Consider the following 15,987-nt stretch of genomic DNA (forward strand, 5'->3'; position numbering starts at 1 on the left):
GCTCGGCGCGGGCGCAATAGACTTTGCCCATGCAGACCTCACGACTCGCGCCGATGTTGCCGGCGCTGGCGGTGCTTGGCTCGGTCACCTCGCTGGCCATCGGCACCTCCTACGCAAAACACCTGTTCCCGCTGATCGGCGCCCAGGGCACCAGCGCGCTGCGCGTGGGCTTCTCAGCGCTGTTGCTGCTGCTGTTCTGGCGGCCGTGGCGCTGGAAGACCGGCCGCGCGGATGCGATCACCCTCCTGCGCTACGGGCTCACCCTGGGCCTGATGAACCTGCTGTTCTACATGGCCCTGCGCACGATTCCCTTCGGCATCGCGGTGGCCATCGAGTTCACCGGGCCACTGACGGTGGCGATGCTGTCATCACGGCGACCGATCGACTTCGTCTGGGTGGGCTGCGCAGTGGTGGGGTTGTTGCTGCTGCTGCCGCTGGGCGGCGGCCCGGCGCTGGATCCGGCCGGCGTGCTGTATGCGATGGGCGCAGCGGCGTGTTGGGGGCTTTACATCGTGTTCGGCAAGCGTGCCGGACACCTGCACGCCGGGCATTCGGTGTCGCTGGGGCTGCTGGCGGCTTCGCTGGTGGTGGTGCCGGTGGGCGTGGTGCATGCCGGCACCGCGCTGCTCGATCCAGAGATCCTGGCCGCCGGCCTGCTGGTGGCGCTGGTCTCAAGCGCGATCCCGATGTCGCTGGAGATGATGGCGCTCAAGCGCCTGCCAAAGGAGACCTTCGGCATCCTGATCAGCATGGAGCCGGCGGTGGCCGCGCTGTGGGCGATGCTGCTGCTGCACGAACACCTGCACGGGCTGCAGTGGCTGGCGATCGGCTGCACGGTGCTGGCTTCGGTGGGCAGCACGATGACCGCGCGGCGATTGAAGGTGCCGGTGGTCCAGGCCGGGTAGCGGCGGAGAGCGTGTGGACCAACGGTCCGCACCCACCAGAGCGGCGTGCCAACCAAGGTTGGCACCTACCAAGAGCGGTCAGCGCAGGGCGTCGGCCGGGACGTCGATCTGCATCGCCAGGGCGAGGTGATCGGAGAATGCGGCCGGTACGGCTTCCACGGTGCGGGTCTGCAGGCCACTGCTGACCAGGATGTGGTCGATGGCGCGGTCGGGGCGCCAGCTGGGGAAGGTCGGCACGATGCAGCCGGGCGGTTGCAGTCGGGTCTTCTGGTACAGCACCTGCATTTCTGGGCGTTCGGCCAGACAGTTGAAGTCGCCCATCAGCACCGCGTTGGGGTGGTCGGACAGCAGCTCGGCGATGAAGCCCAGCTGCGACATCCGCGATCCCGCGCCCAATGACAGATGGGCCACCGCCACCGCCAGGCCGTCGGCACCATCGCCGAACTTGGCCAGCAGCACGCCGCGCCCGCCGATGCGGCCGGGCAGGGCGTGGTCCTGCACTTCCACCGGTTCCAGCTTGCTCAGCAGGCCATTGGCGCTGGAGGCGACCCCGCCCATGCGCCGGTTCGGCTGGTGGCTCCAGTAGTTGAAGCCGGCGCGCTGGGCCAGGTAATGGGTCTGGTTGGTGAAGCCCGAGCGCAGGCTGCCCGGGTCGGCCTCCTGCAGGCCGACGATGTCATGTTCGCGCGCCAGGGTGGCGATCGCGTCCAGGCTGCTGCGCTTGCGACCCGCCGGCAGCGCATGTGACCAGCTGCGGGTCACATAGTCGCTGTAACGGCGGGTACTTGAGCCGGCCTGGATGTTGGCCGTCAGCAAGCGCAGGGTCCGTGTACGGGGGGAATTCACGGCCGGGAAATGCTTCTCTTGGATCAGTGAGCCTGGGCCGCACCGCGTTCGCGGGCGATCAGGTGGTCGGCGATGCGCAGCATGTCCGGGAAGCTCTTGCCCTTCACCAGGTACTTGCCGTTGACGATGATCGACGGGGTGCCGCTGATCTGGCTGCGCTGGGCGAACTGCTTGGCCGAGTTGGTCTTGGCGTTCACCGCGAAGCTGCCCATGGTGGCCGCGAACTGTTTCGGATCGACGCCGTAGGCGGCGTAGAACTTGGCGATGTCTTCCACCGAGTCACGGCCGCGCTCGCCCTTCAGGGTCTTCTGCGAGTGGATGGCGGCGTACAGCGCTTCGTGGGTCTTCTCCTGCACACCCAGGGTCTGCGCGGCGTAGAAGGCACGGGCGTAGTCATCCCAGGTGCCGCCGAACATGGCCGGCACGTAGACGAAGTTCACGTCGCTGGGCAGGCCGGCCTTCCACGGGCCGACCAGCGGCTGGAACGCGGCGCAGGCCGGGCAGACGTAGCCGAAGATCTCGGTCACTTCGATCTTGCCGGCGGCCGGCTGGAACGGCTGGCCGTTCGGGATCACCTGGTAGTCGGCACCTTCCACCGGAGCCGGGCCGGTCAGTGCGGCAGTGGTCGGGGCCGGCGCGGCGGCCGGAGTTGCTTCGGCCGGAGTCTTCTCGCCTTCAGCGGCAGCCGGCGCGGCGCCTTCGCTGCCCGCCGCCGGTGCGGCAGCCGGTTCGGTGGTCGTGGCCGGGGTTGCTGCCGGTTCGGCGGGCGCCGCGGTGGTGTTGGTGCTGCCGTCGTCGGCCTTGCAGGCGGCCAGGATCGGCAGCAGCGCTGCGAGGGCGAGGGCGTAACGGATCTTCATGGAAACGTCTCCAGCATCTGGAAAGGTGGGGCCGGCGGCAGGCGCCGGCCAAGGGGAAATGATGACACGTGGCGGCGACAACGCCGTGTCGGTGGTGGGTGTTGGTTCAGCGGCCGCGGGCGGCGCGCGCCTGCGCGATCAGCGCCGAGGCAATGCGCAGCTGGTCGTCGAAGCTGTTGCCGCGCACCAGGTACTGGCCATTGATGATGATGGCCGGGGTGCCCGGAATCTTGGTGCGCTGGGCGAACGCGCGCGCGGCCTCGACCTTCTTCTGCACGGCATCGCCGCGCAGGGCCTGGATGTAGCGGTCCGGGGTCACGCCGTAGGCCTTGTAGAAGGTGGCGAGCTCATCGGCCGAGACGTTCTGCATCGGCAGCGAACCCTGCTCGTGCAGGGCCTTGAACACGGCGGCATGGCTGCGCTTGGCCACGCCGACTTCGTCGGCGGCGTAGTAGGCCAGTGCCCAGGCATCCCAGGCACCGCCGAAGGCCGCCGGGACCGGGGTGAAGCGCACGTCGGCCGGCAGCTTGGCCGCCCAGGCTTCCAGCTGCGGTTCGAAATGGGCGCAGTGCGGGCAGGTGTAGCCGAAGACTTCGACCACCTCGATCTTGCCGGCCAGCGGCTGGAACGGGCCCGGCTGGGCGATGCGCTCGTAGTCTTTGCCCTCGACCAGCGGGGCATTGGCGGGGGTGGCGGCGCAGGCTGCCAGCGGCAGCAGCACCAGCACGGACAACAGCAGGCGGGAAATCAACCTCATCGACACGCATCTCCGTTGAAAAAAGCAACGCCGGCGCAGCCGCCGGCGTGAAGGAAACATACCGCAGCCGTGGGCCGGCGTCGCGGCCCGGGCCGACCAGTGGTGGTCAGGGGGCGGCAGCCGGTTGTGTTGGCGTGGCCGCGGCGGCCACATCGTCGGCCTTGTTGTGCAGGCCCTGCAGGTAGCTCGACAGCGCCTGCACTTCCTGCTCGCTGAGCTTCTGCGCGACCGTGGCCATGATCTGGAAGTGCGCCTTGTCGGTCTCGTTGGTCTGGCCGGCCTGGTACTCCTGCAGGCGGCGCGCGACATAGCTGGCGTGCTGGCCACCGAGATGCGGATAGGCCGGGCCGGGATTGCCGGCACCGCTGGGGCCATGGCAGGCCATGCAGGCCGGCAGGCCACGCTTGGCATCGCCGCCGCGGTACAGCTGCTGGCCGATCTCGTAGAACTTCATGCCCTTGTAGGGGCCGTCGGTGACCGCCGTGTCATCGGCGATGCCAGCGTTGGCCTTCTGCGTGGCGAAGTAGGCGCCGATATCACGCATGTCCTGCGGGGTGAGGTTCTGCACGAACGGCACCATCGCCACCGCCGCGCCGGAACTGCGCTGGCCGTTGGCGATCAGGGCCATCTGCTGGGCCACGTAGCGTTCGCTCTGGCCGGCAATGGACGGGTACATCTCCACCGTGGAATTGCCGTCGGCACCGTGGCAGGCCGCGCAGGCCGTCGCCTTGGTCTGCCCGGCCTTCGCATCGCCCCAGTGGGTCTTGCTGAAATCCACCTCCAGCGAGGCGGTGTTGATCGGCCCATTGTCGGGCAGCGGGGTCAACGTGGTCTGCGCGAACGCAGCAGCGGCAACGACGACAGCAGTGGCAAGGGCGGATACGGCAAGAACGCGAGCGTGGCGCATGCTGAAGCTCCGTATGGACCGGGCCGGGCGGTGGCGGCCGGCATCGCCCGGATTATCAACGCCGTTTCCGCGCACGGTCAACGCAGCAGTGCAGCAAAATGCCCGCAAAGGCCGCCGGCACGGGCGCGCGGCGCCGCAACATGCGATCCTAGGCACATGTCATTGCTCATCGAACGCGCCCGTTACCACCTTTCGGCCCATAACGTGCGGCAGCTGCCGCCCGACGAAGGGGCCGAAGTGGCCTTCGCCGGCCGCTCCAACGCCGGCAAGTCCAGTGCGCTCAACGCGCTGACCCGCCAGAACGCCCTGGCGCGTGTCTCCAAGACCCCCGGCCGTACCCAGCAGCTGGTGTTCTTCCAGGTCACCCCGGAGGCGCATCTGGTCGACCTGCCCGGTTACGGCTACGCCAAGGTGCCGCTGGACCTGCAGGCGCACTGGCAGGCCTTCATCGACAAGTACTTCCGCACCCGCGAGGCCCTGAAGGGGCTGGTGGTGGTGATGGACATCCGTCATCCGCTGAAGGACTACGACCGGCAGATGCTGTCCTATGCCGTGCAGCGTGGCCTGCCGGCGCATGCCCTGCTGACCAAGGCCGACAAGCTCAGCCGCAGCCAGCAGATGCAGTCCTTGCAGAAGGTGCGCAAGGAGCTGCAATCGGCCTACGGTGACAGCGTCAGCGTGCAGGTGTTCTCGGGCGAAGACCGTACCGGCGTGGACGAAGCCCGCGGCGTGATCGGCGGCTGGCTGGGGCTGGAATAAGGTATTGCCGGTCGCCCGGCTGGCAGCCGGGCGCTACCCGATCGGGTGGGTGCCGACCTTGGTCGGCACACCCTCACAACGGCGAATACTCCGCCGGGACCCACGCATAGGCCTGGCCTTCCCTGCGGACGTGGCCCAGGCCCGGGAAGGGCAGGTGCGCACCGGCCACCCACCAGCCGTTGGCGGTGGCCTGCTGCAGCAGCCCGCGACGGCTGGCGATGGCCGCCTTGCGGTCCGAATCGGCCTCGAACGCGGCCTCCGGGTGCGCGAACTGCACCGCATGGAAGTGCAGCACGTCGCCCCACACCAGCAGTGACTGGCCTTGGCTGTCGAACCGGTAGGAGACGTGGCCGGGGGTATGGCCATGGGTGTCCATCGCCACCGCGCCGCCGGGCAGGGCATCGCCGGGGGTGAACGTGCGCAGGTGGCCACTGGCCTGGTACGGTGCCACCGCGTTGCGCGCCAGCGGGAAGGCGAAGCGCACACCCTTCGGCGCGGAAGCCTCGCTGGCCGGGTTGAGCCAGTAGTCGGCATCGGCCCTGGACAGCCACACCGTGGCATTCGGGTAGGCCGGCTTGCCCTGTGCATCGAGCACCCCGCACAGGTGGTCCGGATGGGCGTGGGTCAGCAGCACCTCGTCCACCTCGGCCGGGTCCACGCCGGAGGCGCGCAGGTTGCCCAGCACCTGGCCCAGGCCGGGGCCGAAGCACTGCGCGGTGCCGGTATCGACCAGGGTCAGGTGGTTGCCCTGGCGCACCAGGAACGCGTTGATTGCGGTCTGCAGGCCCTTCTTGTCTTCGGGCACGTAGCGGCCTTCCAACAGGCGGCTGACCAGTGTCGGCGGCACGTCGACCACTTCCTGCCGGCCCAGCGCGACCACGCCGTCGAACAGGGCCGTGACCTGCAGCGCACCGACGCGCTGGTGGTAGACGCCGGGCACCTGCTGGGTGGGCGCGGGCGAGGTGGCTTCGGCCAGCGCCGCCAGTGGCAGGGCGTACAGGGCCAGCAGCAGGGCGGTGCGTAGGGGCAGATGGCGCAGGGTCATGAGGGTTCTCGGTGGATGATGGGCGGTTCCGTTGGCCTAGCGTGCCGTGACTGGCGTGCGCACGGCGCTCAAACCACTGCGTGGAATGCTCAGGGAAGGGGGTGTTGTCTGCAGGGCTGCGCCCTGCACCTGCTACGAGCCAGAGCAACGGCCGAAGCAACAGCAACAGCAACAGCGGGCTATCCGTGGGATGGCGGGGTGGGTCCGGTTGCGGGAGACGCCGTAAACCCGTCCATGGGGGCTTGGCCGCGGCTTGCTCGTGTGCGCTGTCCTGCGCACACGGCAAGACCGGGATTGGGCGTCCTGCCCAACCCGCCCGAGGTATACCTCGGGCCCATGCCGCGGACACTCCCGCAACCGGACCCACCCCGCCTTCGACAGTTTTCCTTGATCTGTCGGAACAGCACGTGGGGTCAGATCCGTTTTCCGGAGGAAAACGGATCTGACCCCAGGAATTTCATTCGATATCTGACAGATGTGTCGACACGGTCGACACCTACCAACAGCCGCGAAGATCTGTCAGAGGTGGGGCGGTGTGGGTGGGCAGGACCGATGGCGCCATGGATGGCGCCATCGAGCCCCCATGGGTGAGGGCGCGTTGCTTGCGAAGTACTGCTTCGCAGGCGCCCGAACGCACAGCCGCCAGCGGCTGGGCCGGACCGCGGAGCGGGGTTTACGGCGTGTCCTGCCCACCCACACCGCCCCGCCATCCCACGGATAGCCGCTGTTGCTGTTGCTTTGGCTGTTGCTTTGGCTGTTGCTTCGGCTCTTGCACTTGCTTCGGCGGGTGCAGGGCGCAGCCCTACCGCCCCCCCTCAAATGTCTGTGGGAGCCAGCCCGTACTGCTCGGCAAAGCGCTTGCTGAAACTGGCCGCAGAGCGGTAGCCCGCGCGTGCGGCCACGGTCTTCAGCGGCAGGTCGGTGGTGTAGAGCAGCTGCATGCCATGCGCCAGCCGGGCCTCGGTGAGCAGCTGGCGCAGGCTGGTGTCCTCGGCGGCGAGCCGACGGCGCAGGGTCGCGCCGCTCAGCGCGAACAGCGCTTCCACATCACGCGATTGCCAGTCGCGAGCAGGTTCGGCGGCGATGCGGTCGCGGATCTGTTCGCCCAGGCTCGGCGCCTGCGGCAGCAGCAGGTTGCCGTGGCCCTGCCGGCACAGGGTCAGTACCAACGAGGCCAGGGCCAGCCGCGCTTCGCTGTAACGGCCGTCCTGCAGCGATTGCCGCCACTGGCGCAGCACCGCGCCATGATCGATCAACGGCAGCCGCGCCATCGCATGACCGGCGGCGGGAAGCTCCCCGCTCCACAGCGTGCGTGCGGCCGCCAGCACTTCGGCACACAGCGGCACGATGGCGCTGAGGTAGCGGCCACTGCGTGGGTCGGGGGTGTTGACCACATCGATGCGGCAGCGCTGGGTCAGCAGCAGGATGTCGCCGGGCATGAACTCCAGCGACTGGTGCGCGGTACGCACCTGCTTGCGTCCTTCCAGCAGGATCGCGAACTGTGGTTGTGGAATCTCCACCGAGCTGGCGCCATGTTCGCGCCGAGCGGTGATGCACGCATAACCTTCGGCGCGTGCGCAGCCGGCCAGGCTGGCCATCTCGGCCAGCAGTGCGGTGGCCGGTGGCAGCATGGCGGTCATGACACGTGGGCACCGAACAGGCGACCGACGCCGGCCGCCGCGGCCATCGCCAATGCGCCCCAGAACATCACCCGGATCGCGCCGCGAACCGGCGGTGCGCCGCCGGCCCTGGCCGCCACTGCGCCGGTCAGGCACAGGCCGAGCAGGGTACTGGCCGTGGTCATCAGTGCGACCCTGTCGACCGGCGCGAGCAGGGCGGTCAGCACCGGCAGCGCCGCGCCGCAGGTGAACGCACCGGCCGAGGCCAGCGCTGCCTGCAGCGGGCGGGCGCGCAGGGTATCGGTGATGCCCAGTTCGTCGCGGGCGTGGGCACCCAGCGCATCATGGGCGGTGAGCTGTTCGGCCACCTGCCGTGCCAGCGCAGGCTCCAGGCCGCGGTGGCGGTAGATCGCGGCCAGCTCCTCCAGCTCGCTGTGCGGATTTTCGCGCAGCTCGCGCTTTTCCATTGCCAGGTCTGCGTCCTCGGTGTCGGCCTGGGTCTGTACCGAGACGTACTCGCCGGCGGCCATCGACATCGCGCCGGCCACGGTGCCGGCCACGCCGGTGGCGAGGATGGTGGTAGCGGAGGCGCCGCCGGCGGCCACGCCGACCACCAGGCCGGCCACCGAGACGATGCCATCATTGGCGCCCAGCACGGCGGCACGCAGCCAGCCGACGCGCTCGGAGCGGTGCAGTTCGGGATGTCGTGAATGGCGGCTCATGTCGTTGAGTGTACGAGGGTCAAGAGGGCGTCGGTAGGATGCTGAAACCCGTCACCGTCGCATGACGCAACGAGGTGCCACGCTATAGTGCGCCCTTGCGATGGAAGGCCGCGAGCCCCACATCCCCCGCCACCGTCCAGCGAGCCCTCCCCTTGTCGAGCCCCAGCCACGTCGCCGATACCCCCATTACCGACCGCTCGCAGCTGGTGGAGGTGATCGCCTCCGGCGAGAAGCCTCGCGCGCAGTGGCGCATCGGCACCGAGCACGAGAAGTTCGGGTTCCGCCTGGACGACCTGCGCCCGCCGACCTTCGAGGGGGAGCGCGGCATCGAAGCACTGCTCAACGGCCTGGTCCGCTTCGGCTGGGAGCCGGTACAGGAGAATGGCCGCACCATCGCCCTGCTGCGCGATGGGGCCTCGGTGACGCTGGAACCGGCCGGCCAGCTGGAGCTGTCCGGTGCGGCGCTGGAGACCATCCACCAGACCTGCGTGGAGACCGGCACCCACCTCAACGAAGTGGCGCAGGTGGCCGGCGAACTGCAGTTGGGTTTCCTCGGCATGGGCTTTCAGCCGAAGTGGAAGCGCGATGAAATGCCGTGGATGCCGAAGGGCCGCTACAAGATCATGCGCGCGTACATGCCCAAGGTCGGTTCGCTGGGCCTGGACATGATGACCCGCACCTGCACGGTGCAGGTGAACCTGGACTACGCCACCGAGGCGGACATGGTGAAGAAGTTCCGCGTGTCGCTGGCGCTGCAGCCGATCGCCACCGCGCTGTTTGCCGATTCGCCGTTCACCGAAGGCAAGCCGAACGGCTACCTGAGCTATCGCTCGCACATCTGGACCGACACCGACGTCGATCGCACCGGCATGCTCGACTTCGTGTTCGAGGACGGCTTCGGTTACGAGCGCTATGTCGATTACCTGCTCGACGTGCCGATGTATTTCTCCTACCGCGATGGCATCTACCACGATGCCAGCGGGCAGAGCTTCCGTGATTTCATGCAGGCCAGGCTGCCGGTGCTGCCGGGCGCGCTGCCGACGCTGCGCGACTGGTCGGACCACATGACCACCGCGTTCCCGGAAGTGCGCCTGAAGAAGTACCTGGAAATGCGCGGCGCTGATGGTGGCCCGTGGAGCCGCCTGTGTGCGCTGCCGGCGTTCTGGGTGGGCCTGCTGTACGACGACACTGCGCTGGATGCGGCCTGGGACCTGGTGCGTGACTTCACCCTGGCCGAGCGCCATGCGCTGCGTGACGGCGTGCCGAAGCATGCAATGAACCTGCCGTTCCGCAACGGCACCGTGCGTGACCTGGCCCGGGAAGCGGTCAGGATTTCCGTGGAAGGCCTCAAGCGCCGTGCGGCGCGCAATGCCGACGGCCAGGACGAAAGCAAGTTCCTGGACGTGCTGCAGGAGATCGTCGAATCCGGCCTGACCCCGGCCGAGCGCAAGCTGGCGCTGTTCCATGGCCGCTGGCACGGCGATGTCGATCCGGTGTTCCGCGAGTTCGCGTATTGATGATGTTGGGTGGGTGCCGACCTTGGTCGGCACGCGATGAAAAAAACCCCGGCATTGCCGGGGTTTTTCATTTTCACACCTGCCTTGGTTCAGGCCGCGTTCTTCAACGTCGCCATGTCGATCACGAAGCGGTAGCGCACATCGTTCTTCGCCATGCGCTCCCAGGCTTCGTTGACGTTCCTGATGTCGATCATCTCGACGTCGCTGACGATGCCGTGCTCGGCGCAGAAGTCCATCATTTCCTGGGTTTCGGCCATGCCACCGATCGCCGAGCCGGTCAGGTGCTTGCGGCCGAAGATCACGCTGCCGCCGGTCAGCGGCGGGTCCAGTTCGGTCAGCACGCCCACCAGGCACATGGTGGCCTCGCGCTTGAGCAGGCCCATGTACGGGTTGGTGTCATGGCCAACCGGGATGGTGTTGAGCAGGAAGTCGAAGCTGCCGGCGTGCGCCTTCATCTGCGCGGCATCGCGCGAGACCAGCACCTCATCGGCGCCCAGGCGCTTGGCGTCGGCGCCCTTTTCCGGGGTGGTGGTGATCATCACCACGTGCGCGCCGAGTGCCTTGGCGAACTTCACGCCCATGTGGCCGAGGCCACCGAGGCCGATCACGCCGACCTTCTGGCCCGGGCCGACCTTCCAATGGCGCAGCGGCGACCACGTGGTAATGCCGGCGCACAGCAGCGGTGCGGCCGCCTTCAGGTCGAGGGTATCGGAGACCTTCACCACGAAGCGCTGCTCTACCACCACGTGGTCGGAATAGCCGCCGTAGGTCGGTGCGCCGCTTTGGCGTTCACGGCCGTTGTAGGTCCAGGTCGCGCCCTCGGCACAGTACTGCTCCAGGTCGTGCTGGCAGGCGTCGCAGTGGCGGCAGGAGTCGACCATGCAACCCACGCCGGCGTGGTCGCCGACCTTGAAGCGGGTAACGTTGCTGCCGACCTCGGTGACGCGGCCGATGATCTCGTGGCCCGGCACCATCGGGTAGATCGAGCCACCCCAGTCATCGCGGGCCTGGTGCAGGTCGGAGTGGCAGATGCCGCTGTAGAGGATCTCGATGCGCACATCGTCGGGACCGACCGCACGGCGTTCGAACTCATAGGGGACCAGCGGAGCGGTATGGGAATGGGCGGCGTAACCACGGGCGAGGGACATGGGGAATCCTTGGCAGGGTTTATCGAAAGGCGCTTTACAATACGCCGCGTTCCCAATGGCAAGAAGCGTGGATATCGGCATGATTCATCAAGTGAAACTGCACAATCATGGCCACTGACAACCTTTCCCACCTGGCCGCGTTCGCGGCGGTTGCCCGCCACCGCAGCTTCCGCCGCGCCGGCGCCGAGCTGGCGCTGTCGACCTCGGCGGTGAGCTATGCGATCCGCGCGCTGGAAGAACGACTGGGCGTGGGCCTGTTCCACCGCACCACGCGCAGCGTGGCCCTGACCGAGGCCGGGCAGCGCCTGCTGGAGCGCCTTCAGCCGGCGCTGGGGCAGGTGCATGACGCGCTGGAAGAAATGAACCACTTCCGTGCCGCCCCGGCCGGCCTGCTGCGCATCAACGCCACCCGGGCGGCGGTGGCGACCCAGCTGCGGCCTCGGCTGGCGCGCTTCCTGCACGCTCACCCCGATGTACGCGTCGAGCTGACCGAAAATGATGGGCTGGTCGATATCGTCGCCGAGGGCTACGACGCGGGCGTGCGCCTGCACGAATTCGTGCCCGAGGACATGGTGGCGGTGCCGATGGGGCCGCCTCTGCGTGGGCTGATCGTCGGCTCGCCGGACTACCTGCGGCGACACCCGGCGCCGCAGCATCCGCGCGACCTGGCCGCGCATGAATGCATCCGCTTCCGCTTTGCCAGCGGGCATCTGTACAAATGGCAGTTCGAGCGTAGCGGGCAAGCGCTGGAGATCGACGTGCCGGGCCGGCTGACGTTGAGCGAGCAGGGCACCGTGGTTGGTGCAGTGCTTGATGGCATCGGCCTGGCCTACGTGCTGGAAGACACCGCGCGGCCGTATATCGGATCGGGGCAGATGGTGGCGGTACTGGAAGACTGGAGCGAGCCGTTCGCCGGGTTCGCGCTGTACTACCCGAAGCAGCGGCAGATGCCCGGAGCGCTGCGCGCGTTCGTCGACATGCTGCGGGAGTGACGTGCGGTGGTTCGCATCCACGCCGTGCGTGGATCTACTGCCGAACGACAACCTCCACGCGTTGCTTGAAGCGGATCAGTAGATCCGCGCCATGCGTGGATTGGCGCCCGCAATGCAGACGGCAATTCACTCGACCAGCGCGTCGTAGCCTTCGCCACTGAACTGGATCAGGCAGAAGCCGTGCCCGAACGGATCGGCCAGCACGGCGATACGGCCCCAGCGGCGCTCGCGCACCGGTTGCTCGAGCATCGCCCCGGCCGCGACCGCACGCATCAACGCGGCATCGATGTCTTCCACCACCCAGTCCAGGTGCAGCGGGGTCCAGTGGCGCTCGTAGTCACGCACATCGCCGTCTTCGGTGGCGGCGCTGCCAGCCTCGTTCTGCAGCAGGTAGAGCGGTGTTGGCCCACCAAGCAGTTCCACCGCGCCGGTACCGAGCCGACGACCGATGCGCAACCCGAACGCGGCCAGGTAGAACGCTTCGGCCGCGGCCAGGTCGGGCACGTCGATGTTGACGATGAAGTTGCGGGCAGTGGCGTTCATGGCAATGATTTCCAGCATCCGTTGGTTGCAGTCTAGTCCCGCCACCTGCTGCTGCCGGTTCATCTCCTGCGCGGATTCGGGCAAGCTGGGCGGCCTCCATCGACAAGGACATCCATGAGCGCGCTATCCGACATCGAACAGGCCACCGGCCAGGCCTTCCCGCCCCTGTTCAAGCAGTTGCATGCAGCGGGTCGGTTGAGCTGGGGCACTCCCCATCCGGATTGGTCTGAGGTGGTGTTCCCGACGCTGCAGGCGGATCCACCGGTGTTGCTATACGCCCAGGATTACGAGCCGTTGGAACACGACGAGCTGCTGGAGGCGTGGCAGGAGCTGACCGCCGAGGATCACTACAATCCCCTGCGCACTGACCTGCAACTGCTGCCCTTTGCGCGGACCGGCGCGGGTGACAGCTACTGCTTCTGGAGCAACGCGCCCGGTTCTGGCGAACCACCTGTGGTGATGGTGTGGCATGACGACGACCGTGCCGATGTGCTGGCCGCCAGCTACCAGGATTTCCTGTTCCGCAAGATGGTCGAAGCAGTTGCTGACTACCAGCGGCCGTATACGCTGCTGTCGCATGGCGAGCTGGCCGGCAATCTGCAGCGCTGGCTGCAGTCCCACCAGTCCTTCCTTCGCGGGGACCAGTACGCGGCGTTGCAGCAGCTGTTTGCCCGCGTTGACGATATTGAAGAAGGAAACATCAGCGAAGACGACGCACAGGCCATCGTCGTTGAAGTGATCGGCTTTGAGCGGTTGGACGAGTCGTTCGCTTACGTGCGCGAGGAGGCTTGAACCAAGGGTCGGAGCCCCACCTGTGGCGGGGATCCGACCCTGTGCGGGATCAGCCTGCGGCCGGGTAATCGAGGTAGCCTGCCTCGCAGCCCCCGTAATAGGTGCTGCGGTCCGGCGTGGCCAGCGCGACGTTGCGCTGCAGGCGCTCGACCAGATCCGGGTTGGCGATGAACGGCTGGCCGAACGCGGCCAGGTCGATGGTGCCCGCTTCGACCAGCTGCAGGGCGCGTTCGCGGGTCATGCCACCTGCCAGGATGACGGTGCCGCCGTAGGCCTGCTTGAACTGCCGCAGGAACACCTCGCCCAGTACCGACTGGCCCGCCTGCAGGTTGTCGTTGAGATGCACATAGGCCAGGCCGCGCTTGCCCAGTTCCTCGGCCAGGTACAGGTAGGTGGCCTCGTTGTCGGGGTAGAACGGCATGTCGAAGGTGAGGTTGTTCGGCGCCAGGCGCACGCCGATGCGCTGCGCACCGATGCGCTGGGCCATCGCATCGACGGTCTCCAGGATCAAGCGCGCACGATTGGGCAGCGAGCCGCCATGGCGGTCCTCGCGCTGGTTGATGAGCGGGTTGAGGAACTGTTCGAACAGGTAGCCGTTGGCGGCATGCAGTTCGATGCCATCGAAACCGGCGGCGATGGCGTTGTCGGCGCCGCGCGCGAAGTCGTCGACGATGCCGGGGATCTCTTCGGTGGCCAGCGCACGTGCCGGGGTGGGATCGGCGTGGCCGCGGCTGCCGTCGTCCAGATAGACGAACGAGGTGTTCTTCGGTGCACTGGCGACCGGCCGGGTACCGGCGCTTACCGGTTGGCCACCGTCGGGCTGCAGCGAGGAATGCGACATGCGGCCGACGTGCCAGAGCTGGGCGAAGATCGTGCCCTGTGCGGCATGCACCGCCTCGGTGACGAGCTTCCACCCGGCGACCTGCTCGGCGGACCAGATACCCGGCACATCGATGTAACCCTGGCCCTGCGGCGAAACCGGGGTGCCTTCACTGATGATCAGGCCGGCGCTGGCGCGCTGCCGGTAGTACTGCGCGGTGAGTTCATTGGCCACCGCGCCGGGGTTGCGGGCACGGGTCATCGGGGCCATCACGATGCGGTTGCGCAGGGCGGTGCCTGCCAGATCGAAGGGGCGGAACAGGGCGGCGGTCATGTCGGTCATCTCGGTGCGGGGGGAGGCGCCAGCGGCGCGATGCACACAGGATGGAGTTGACATGCAGGCGCATAAAGCGCTTCGATCTCCCTAGATGCGGGACGATTTGTCCCCAATGGAGCGCGATAGATGCTGCCGCTGGAATCATTGAATGGCCTGGTCACGTTCGTTACCACGGCCCGCTCAGGCAGCTTCACCGAGGCTGCCGACGCGCTGGGCATCTCGCGCTCGGCGGTGGGCAAGGCCATCGCCCGGCTGGAAGCGCGGCTGGGCGTGCGCCTGTTCCACCGCACCACGCGGCGCATCGCGCTGACCACCGACGGCGAAGCGTACTACGCATCGTGTGCGGCGGCGCTGGAAGAAATCTCCGCCGCCGAGGCCTGCCTGGGGTCGGCCGGCCTGCCCAGCGGACGGCTGCGCATCGACATGCCATCCTCGTTCGGGCGCCTGGTGGTGCTGCCGGTGCTGCTGCGCCTGTGCCGGCAATACCCGGACCTGCAACTGACGATGACCTTCACCGATCACTTCGTCGATCCGGTCGAAGAGGGCATCGACCTGCTGATCCGCTTCGGCGGATTGCACCAGGCCGAACATCTGGTCGCGCGCCGGCTGGGTCGCCAACGACTGGTCACCTGCGCATCGCCGGAGTACCTGCGGGCGCATGGCGTGCCGGGCAGCGTGGAGGAACTGTCGCAGCACCGCAGCATCGTTGGTTTCCGCCACGGCCAGCCGGTGGCGTGGCGGATCGGCAGGGACGATGCCGAGGGAACGTTCATCCCGAATGCGACCTACCAGCTCAACGATGGTGACGCGGTGATCGATGCGGCCATCGCTGGGCTGGGCATCTGCCAGATGCCCATTTCACTGGTGCGCCGTCATCTGGATTCCGGCGCGCTGCAATCGGTGCTGGATGCGCACATGCAGCGGCATATCGACATCCATGCGCTGTGGCCACCGACCCGCCACCTGCGGCCGAAGGTGCGCTACGTGGTGGATGAGCTGGCGCGGTTGGCGGGTGAGGGATTGTTCGACTGAGCTGGCCACGATTGAGTTCCTGCTGGCTGCTTGTATACTATCCCCCAGTATAGTTCCTGGGTGGTTCGCCATGCCGCACTCCCCCGAAGAGAAGAAGAAGGTCCTGGCCCGCGTGCGCCGCATCCGCGGCCAGTGCGATGCGCTTGACCGCGCGCTGGACGCCGGCGCCGACTGCGGGCCGGTGCTGCAGCAGATCGCCGCCATCCGTGGCGCGGTCAACGGCCTGATGTCCGAGGTGATGGAGGCCCATCTGCGCGAGGAATTCGGCCAGCCCGCTGCCTCCGACGAGCAACGCGCCGAACGCGTGCGCGACATGAGCGCGTTGATCCGCTCGTACCTGAAATAAACGACGGCGCAACATGGCGCCGCCCATCCTGTCATTGCCTG

At 67.7% G+C, this 15,987-nt stretch carries 17 protein-coding genes; 7 read left to right on the plus strand and 10 right to left on the minus strand.

The window, feature by feature from the left end; translation table 11 throughout:
• Window positions 1–29 precede the first annotated feature (29 nt).
• On the plus strand, window positions 30–905 hold the full coding sequence (locus AC5P74_RS02895; protein WP_080375111.1) for an EamA family transporter: 876 nt from the start codon (window positions 30–32) through the stop codon (window positions 903–905).
• A gap of 78 nt (window positions 906–983) precedes the next feature.
• On the opposite strand, the gene AC5P74_RS02900 is transcribed toward AC5P74_RS02895, so the two are convergent.
• The 4 genes from AC5P74_RS02900 to AC5P74_RS02915 form a co-directional block, all read right to left on the minus strand.
• Window positions 984–1,721, minus strand: a complete 738-nt coding sequence (locus AC5P74_RS02900) for an endonuclease/exonuclease/phosphatase family protein (protein WP_005419292.1) — start codon at window positions 1,719–1,721, stop codon at window positions 984–986.
• Between the two features lie 53 nt (window positions 1,722–1,774).
• A complete protein-coding gene (locus AC5P74_RS02905; protein ID WP_053500287.1) occupies window positions 1,775–2,611 on the minus strand; it encodes a thiol:disulfide interchange protein DsbA/DsbL in 837 nt (278 codons plus the stop codon).
• Window positions 2,612–2,717: 106 nt separating this feature from the next.
• Complete coding sequence (locus tag AC5P74_RS02910) at window positions 2,718–3,368, minus strand: thiol:disulfide interchange protein DsbA/DsbL (protein ID WP_005419285.1); 651 nt, start codon at window positions 3,366–3,368, stop codon at window positions 2,718–2,720.
• A 106-nt stretch (window positions 3,369–3,474) separates the two neighbouring features.
• The gene (locus tag AC5P74_RS02915; protein ID WP_014648400.1) at window positions 3,475–4,275 is read right to left on the minus strand and encodes a c-type cytochrome; all 801 of its coding nucleotides are present in this window, start codon (window positions 4,273–4,275) and stop codon (window positions 3,475–3,477) included.
• A 156-nt stretch (window positions 4,276–4,431) separates the two neighbouring features.
• On the opposite strand from AC5P74_RS02915, the gene yihA reads away from it, so the two are divergent.
• Entirely contained in the window at window positions 4,432–5,034 is a 603-nt protein-coding gene (yihA, locus tag AC5P74_RS02920) for a ribosome biogenesis GTP-binding protein YihA/YsxC (protein WP_005411022.1), read from the plus strand.
• A 73-nt stretch (window positions 5,035–5,107) separates the two neighbouring features.
• Here the strand turns inward: yihA and AC5P74_RS02925 are convergent, their stop codons facing one another.
• From AC5P74_RS02925 to AC5P74_RS02935, 3 genes are all read right to left on the minus strand, one after another.
• The gene (locus AC5P74_RS02925) at window positions 5,108–6,079 is read right to left on the minus strand and encodes an MBL fold metallo-hydrolase (protein WP_346608070.1); all 972 of its coding nucleotides are present in this window, start codon (window positions 6,077–6,079) and stop codon (window positions 5,108–5,110) included.
• An 815-nt stretch (window positions 6,080–6,894) separates the two neighbouring features.
• Window positions 6,895–7,719, minus strand: a complete 825-nt coding sequence (locus tag AC5P74_RS02930) for a helix-turn-helix transcriptional regulator (protein WP_065185384.1) — start codon at window positions 7,717–7,719, stop codon at window positions 6,895–6,897.
• Window positions 7,716–8,420, minus strand: a complete 705-nt coding sequence (locus tag AC5P74_RS02935; RefSeq protein ID WP_005419279.1) for a VIT1/CCC1 transporter family protein — start codon at window positions 8,418–8,420, stop codon at window positions 7,716–7,718. Before AC5P74_RS02935 ends, AC5P74_RS02930 begins: the two co-directional genes overlap by 4 nt.
• Before the next feature lie 152 nt (window positions 8,421–8,572).
• On the opposite strand from AC5P74_RS02935, the gene AC5P74_RS02940 reads away from it, so the two are divergent.
• Window positions 8,573–9,937 carry a glutamate--cysteine ligase gene (locus AC5P74_RS02940; protein WP_495204790.1) on the plus strand — a complete coding sequence of 455 codons (1,365 nt, stop codon included), beginning with the start codon at window positions 8,573–8,575 and terminating at the stop codon, window positions 9,935–9,937.
• Between the two features lie 89 nt (window positions 9,938–10,026).
• Here the strand turns inward: AC5P74_RS02940 and AC5P74_RS02945 are convergent, their stop codons facing one another.
• On the minus strand, window positions 10,027–11,085 hold the full coding sequence (locus AC5P74_RS02945; protein ID WP_346608156.1) for an NAD(P)-dependent alcohol dehydrogenase: 1,059 nt from the start codon (window positions 11,083–11,085) through the stop codon (window positions 10,027–10,029).
• 107 nt (window positions 11,086–11,192) lie between these two features.
• Between AC5P74_RS02945 and AC5P74_RS02950 the strand changes: the two genes are divergently transcribed.
• Window positions 11,193–12,077 carry a LysR family transcriptional regulator gene (locus AC5P74_RS02950; protein WP_053500583.1) on the plus strand — a complete coding sequence of 295 codons (885 nt, stop codon included), beginning with the start codon at window positions 11,193–11,195 and terminating at the stop codon, window positions 12,075–12,077.
• Window positions 12,078–12,203: 126 nt separating this feature from the next.
• On the opposite strand, the gene AC5P74_RS02955 is transcribed toward AC5P74_RS02950, so the two are convergent.
• Window positions 12,204–12,620 (minus strand): VOC family protein, encoded by a 417-nt coding sequence (locus AC5P74_RS02955; RefSeq protein WP_053500596.1) that lies wholly within the window; start codon window positions 12,618–12,620, stop codon window positions 12,204–12,206.
• 114 nt (window positions 12,621–12,734) lie between these two features.
• Between AC5P74_RS02955 and AC5P74_RS02960 the strand changes: the two genes are divergently transcribed.
• Window positions 12,735–13,412 carry an SMI1/KNR4 family protein gene (locus tag AC5P74_RS02960; RefSeq protein ID WP_053500581.1) on the plus strand — a complete coding sequence of 226 codons (678 nt, stop codon included), beginning with the start codon at window positions 12,735–12,737 and terminating at the stop codon, window positions 13,410–13,412.
• A 49-nt stretch (window positions 13,413–13,461) separates the two neighbouring features.
• Here the strand turns inward: AC5P74_RS02960 and AC5P74_RS02965 are convergent, their stop codons facing one another.
• Window positions 13,462–14,565 carry an alkene reductase gene (locus AC5P74_RS02965; protein ID WP_495204791.1) on the minus strand — a complete coding sequence of 368 codons (1,104 nt, stop codon included), beginning with the start codon at window positions 14,563–14,565 and terminating at the stop codon, window positions 13,462–13,464.
• 129 nt (window positions 14,566–14,694) lie between these two features.
• Between AC5P74_RS02965 and AC5P74_RS02970 the strand changes: the two genes are divergently transcribed.
• On the plus strand, window positions 14,695–15,600 hold the full coding sequence (locus AC5P74_RS02970) for a LysR family transcriptional regulator (RefSeq protein ID WP_070490377.1): 906 nt from the start codon (window positions 14,695–14,697) through the stop codon (window positions 15,598–15,600).
• A 70-nt stretch (window positions 15,601–15,670) separates the two neighbouring features.
• Entirely contained in the window at window positions 15,671–15,946 is a 276-nt protein-coding gene (gene frmR, locus AC5P74_RS02975) for a formaldehyde-responsive transcriptional repressor FrmR (protein ID WP_053500577.1), read from the plus strand.
• The last annotated feature ends 41 nt before the right edge of the window (window positions 15,947–15,987 follow it).

It is taken from the genome of Stenotrophomonas sp. YJH_SMC_94-11 (assembly GCF_059370435.1).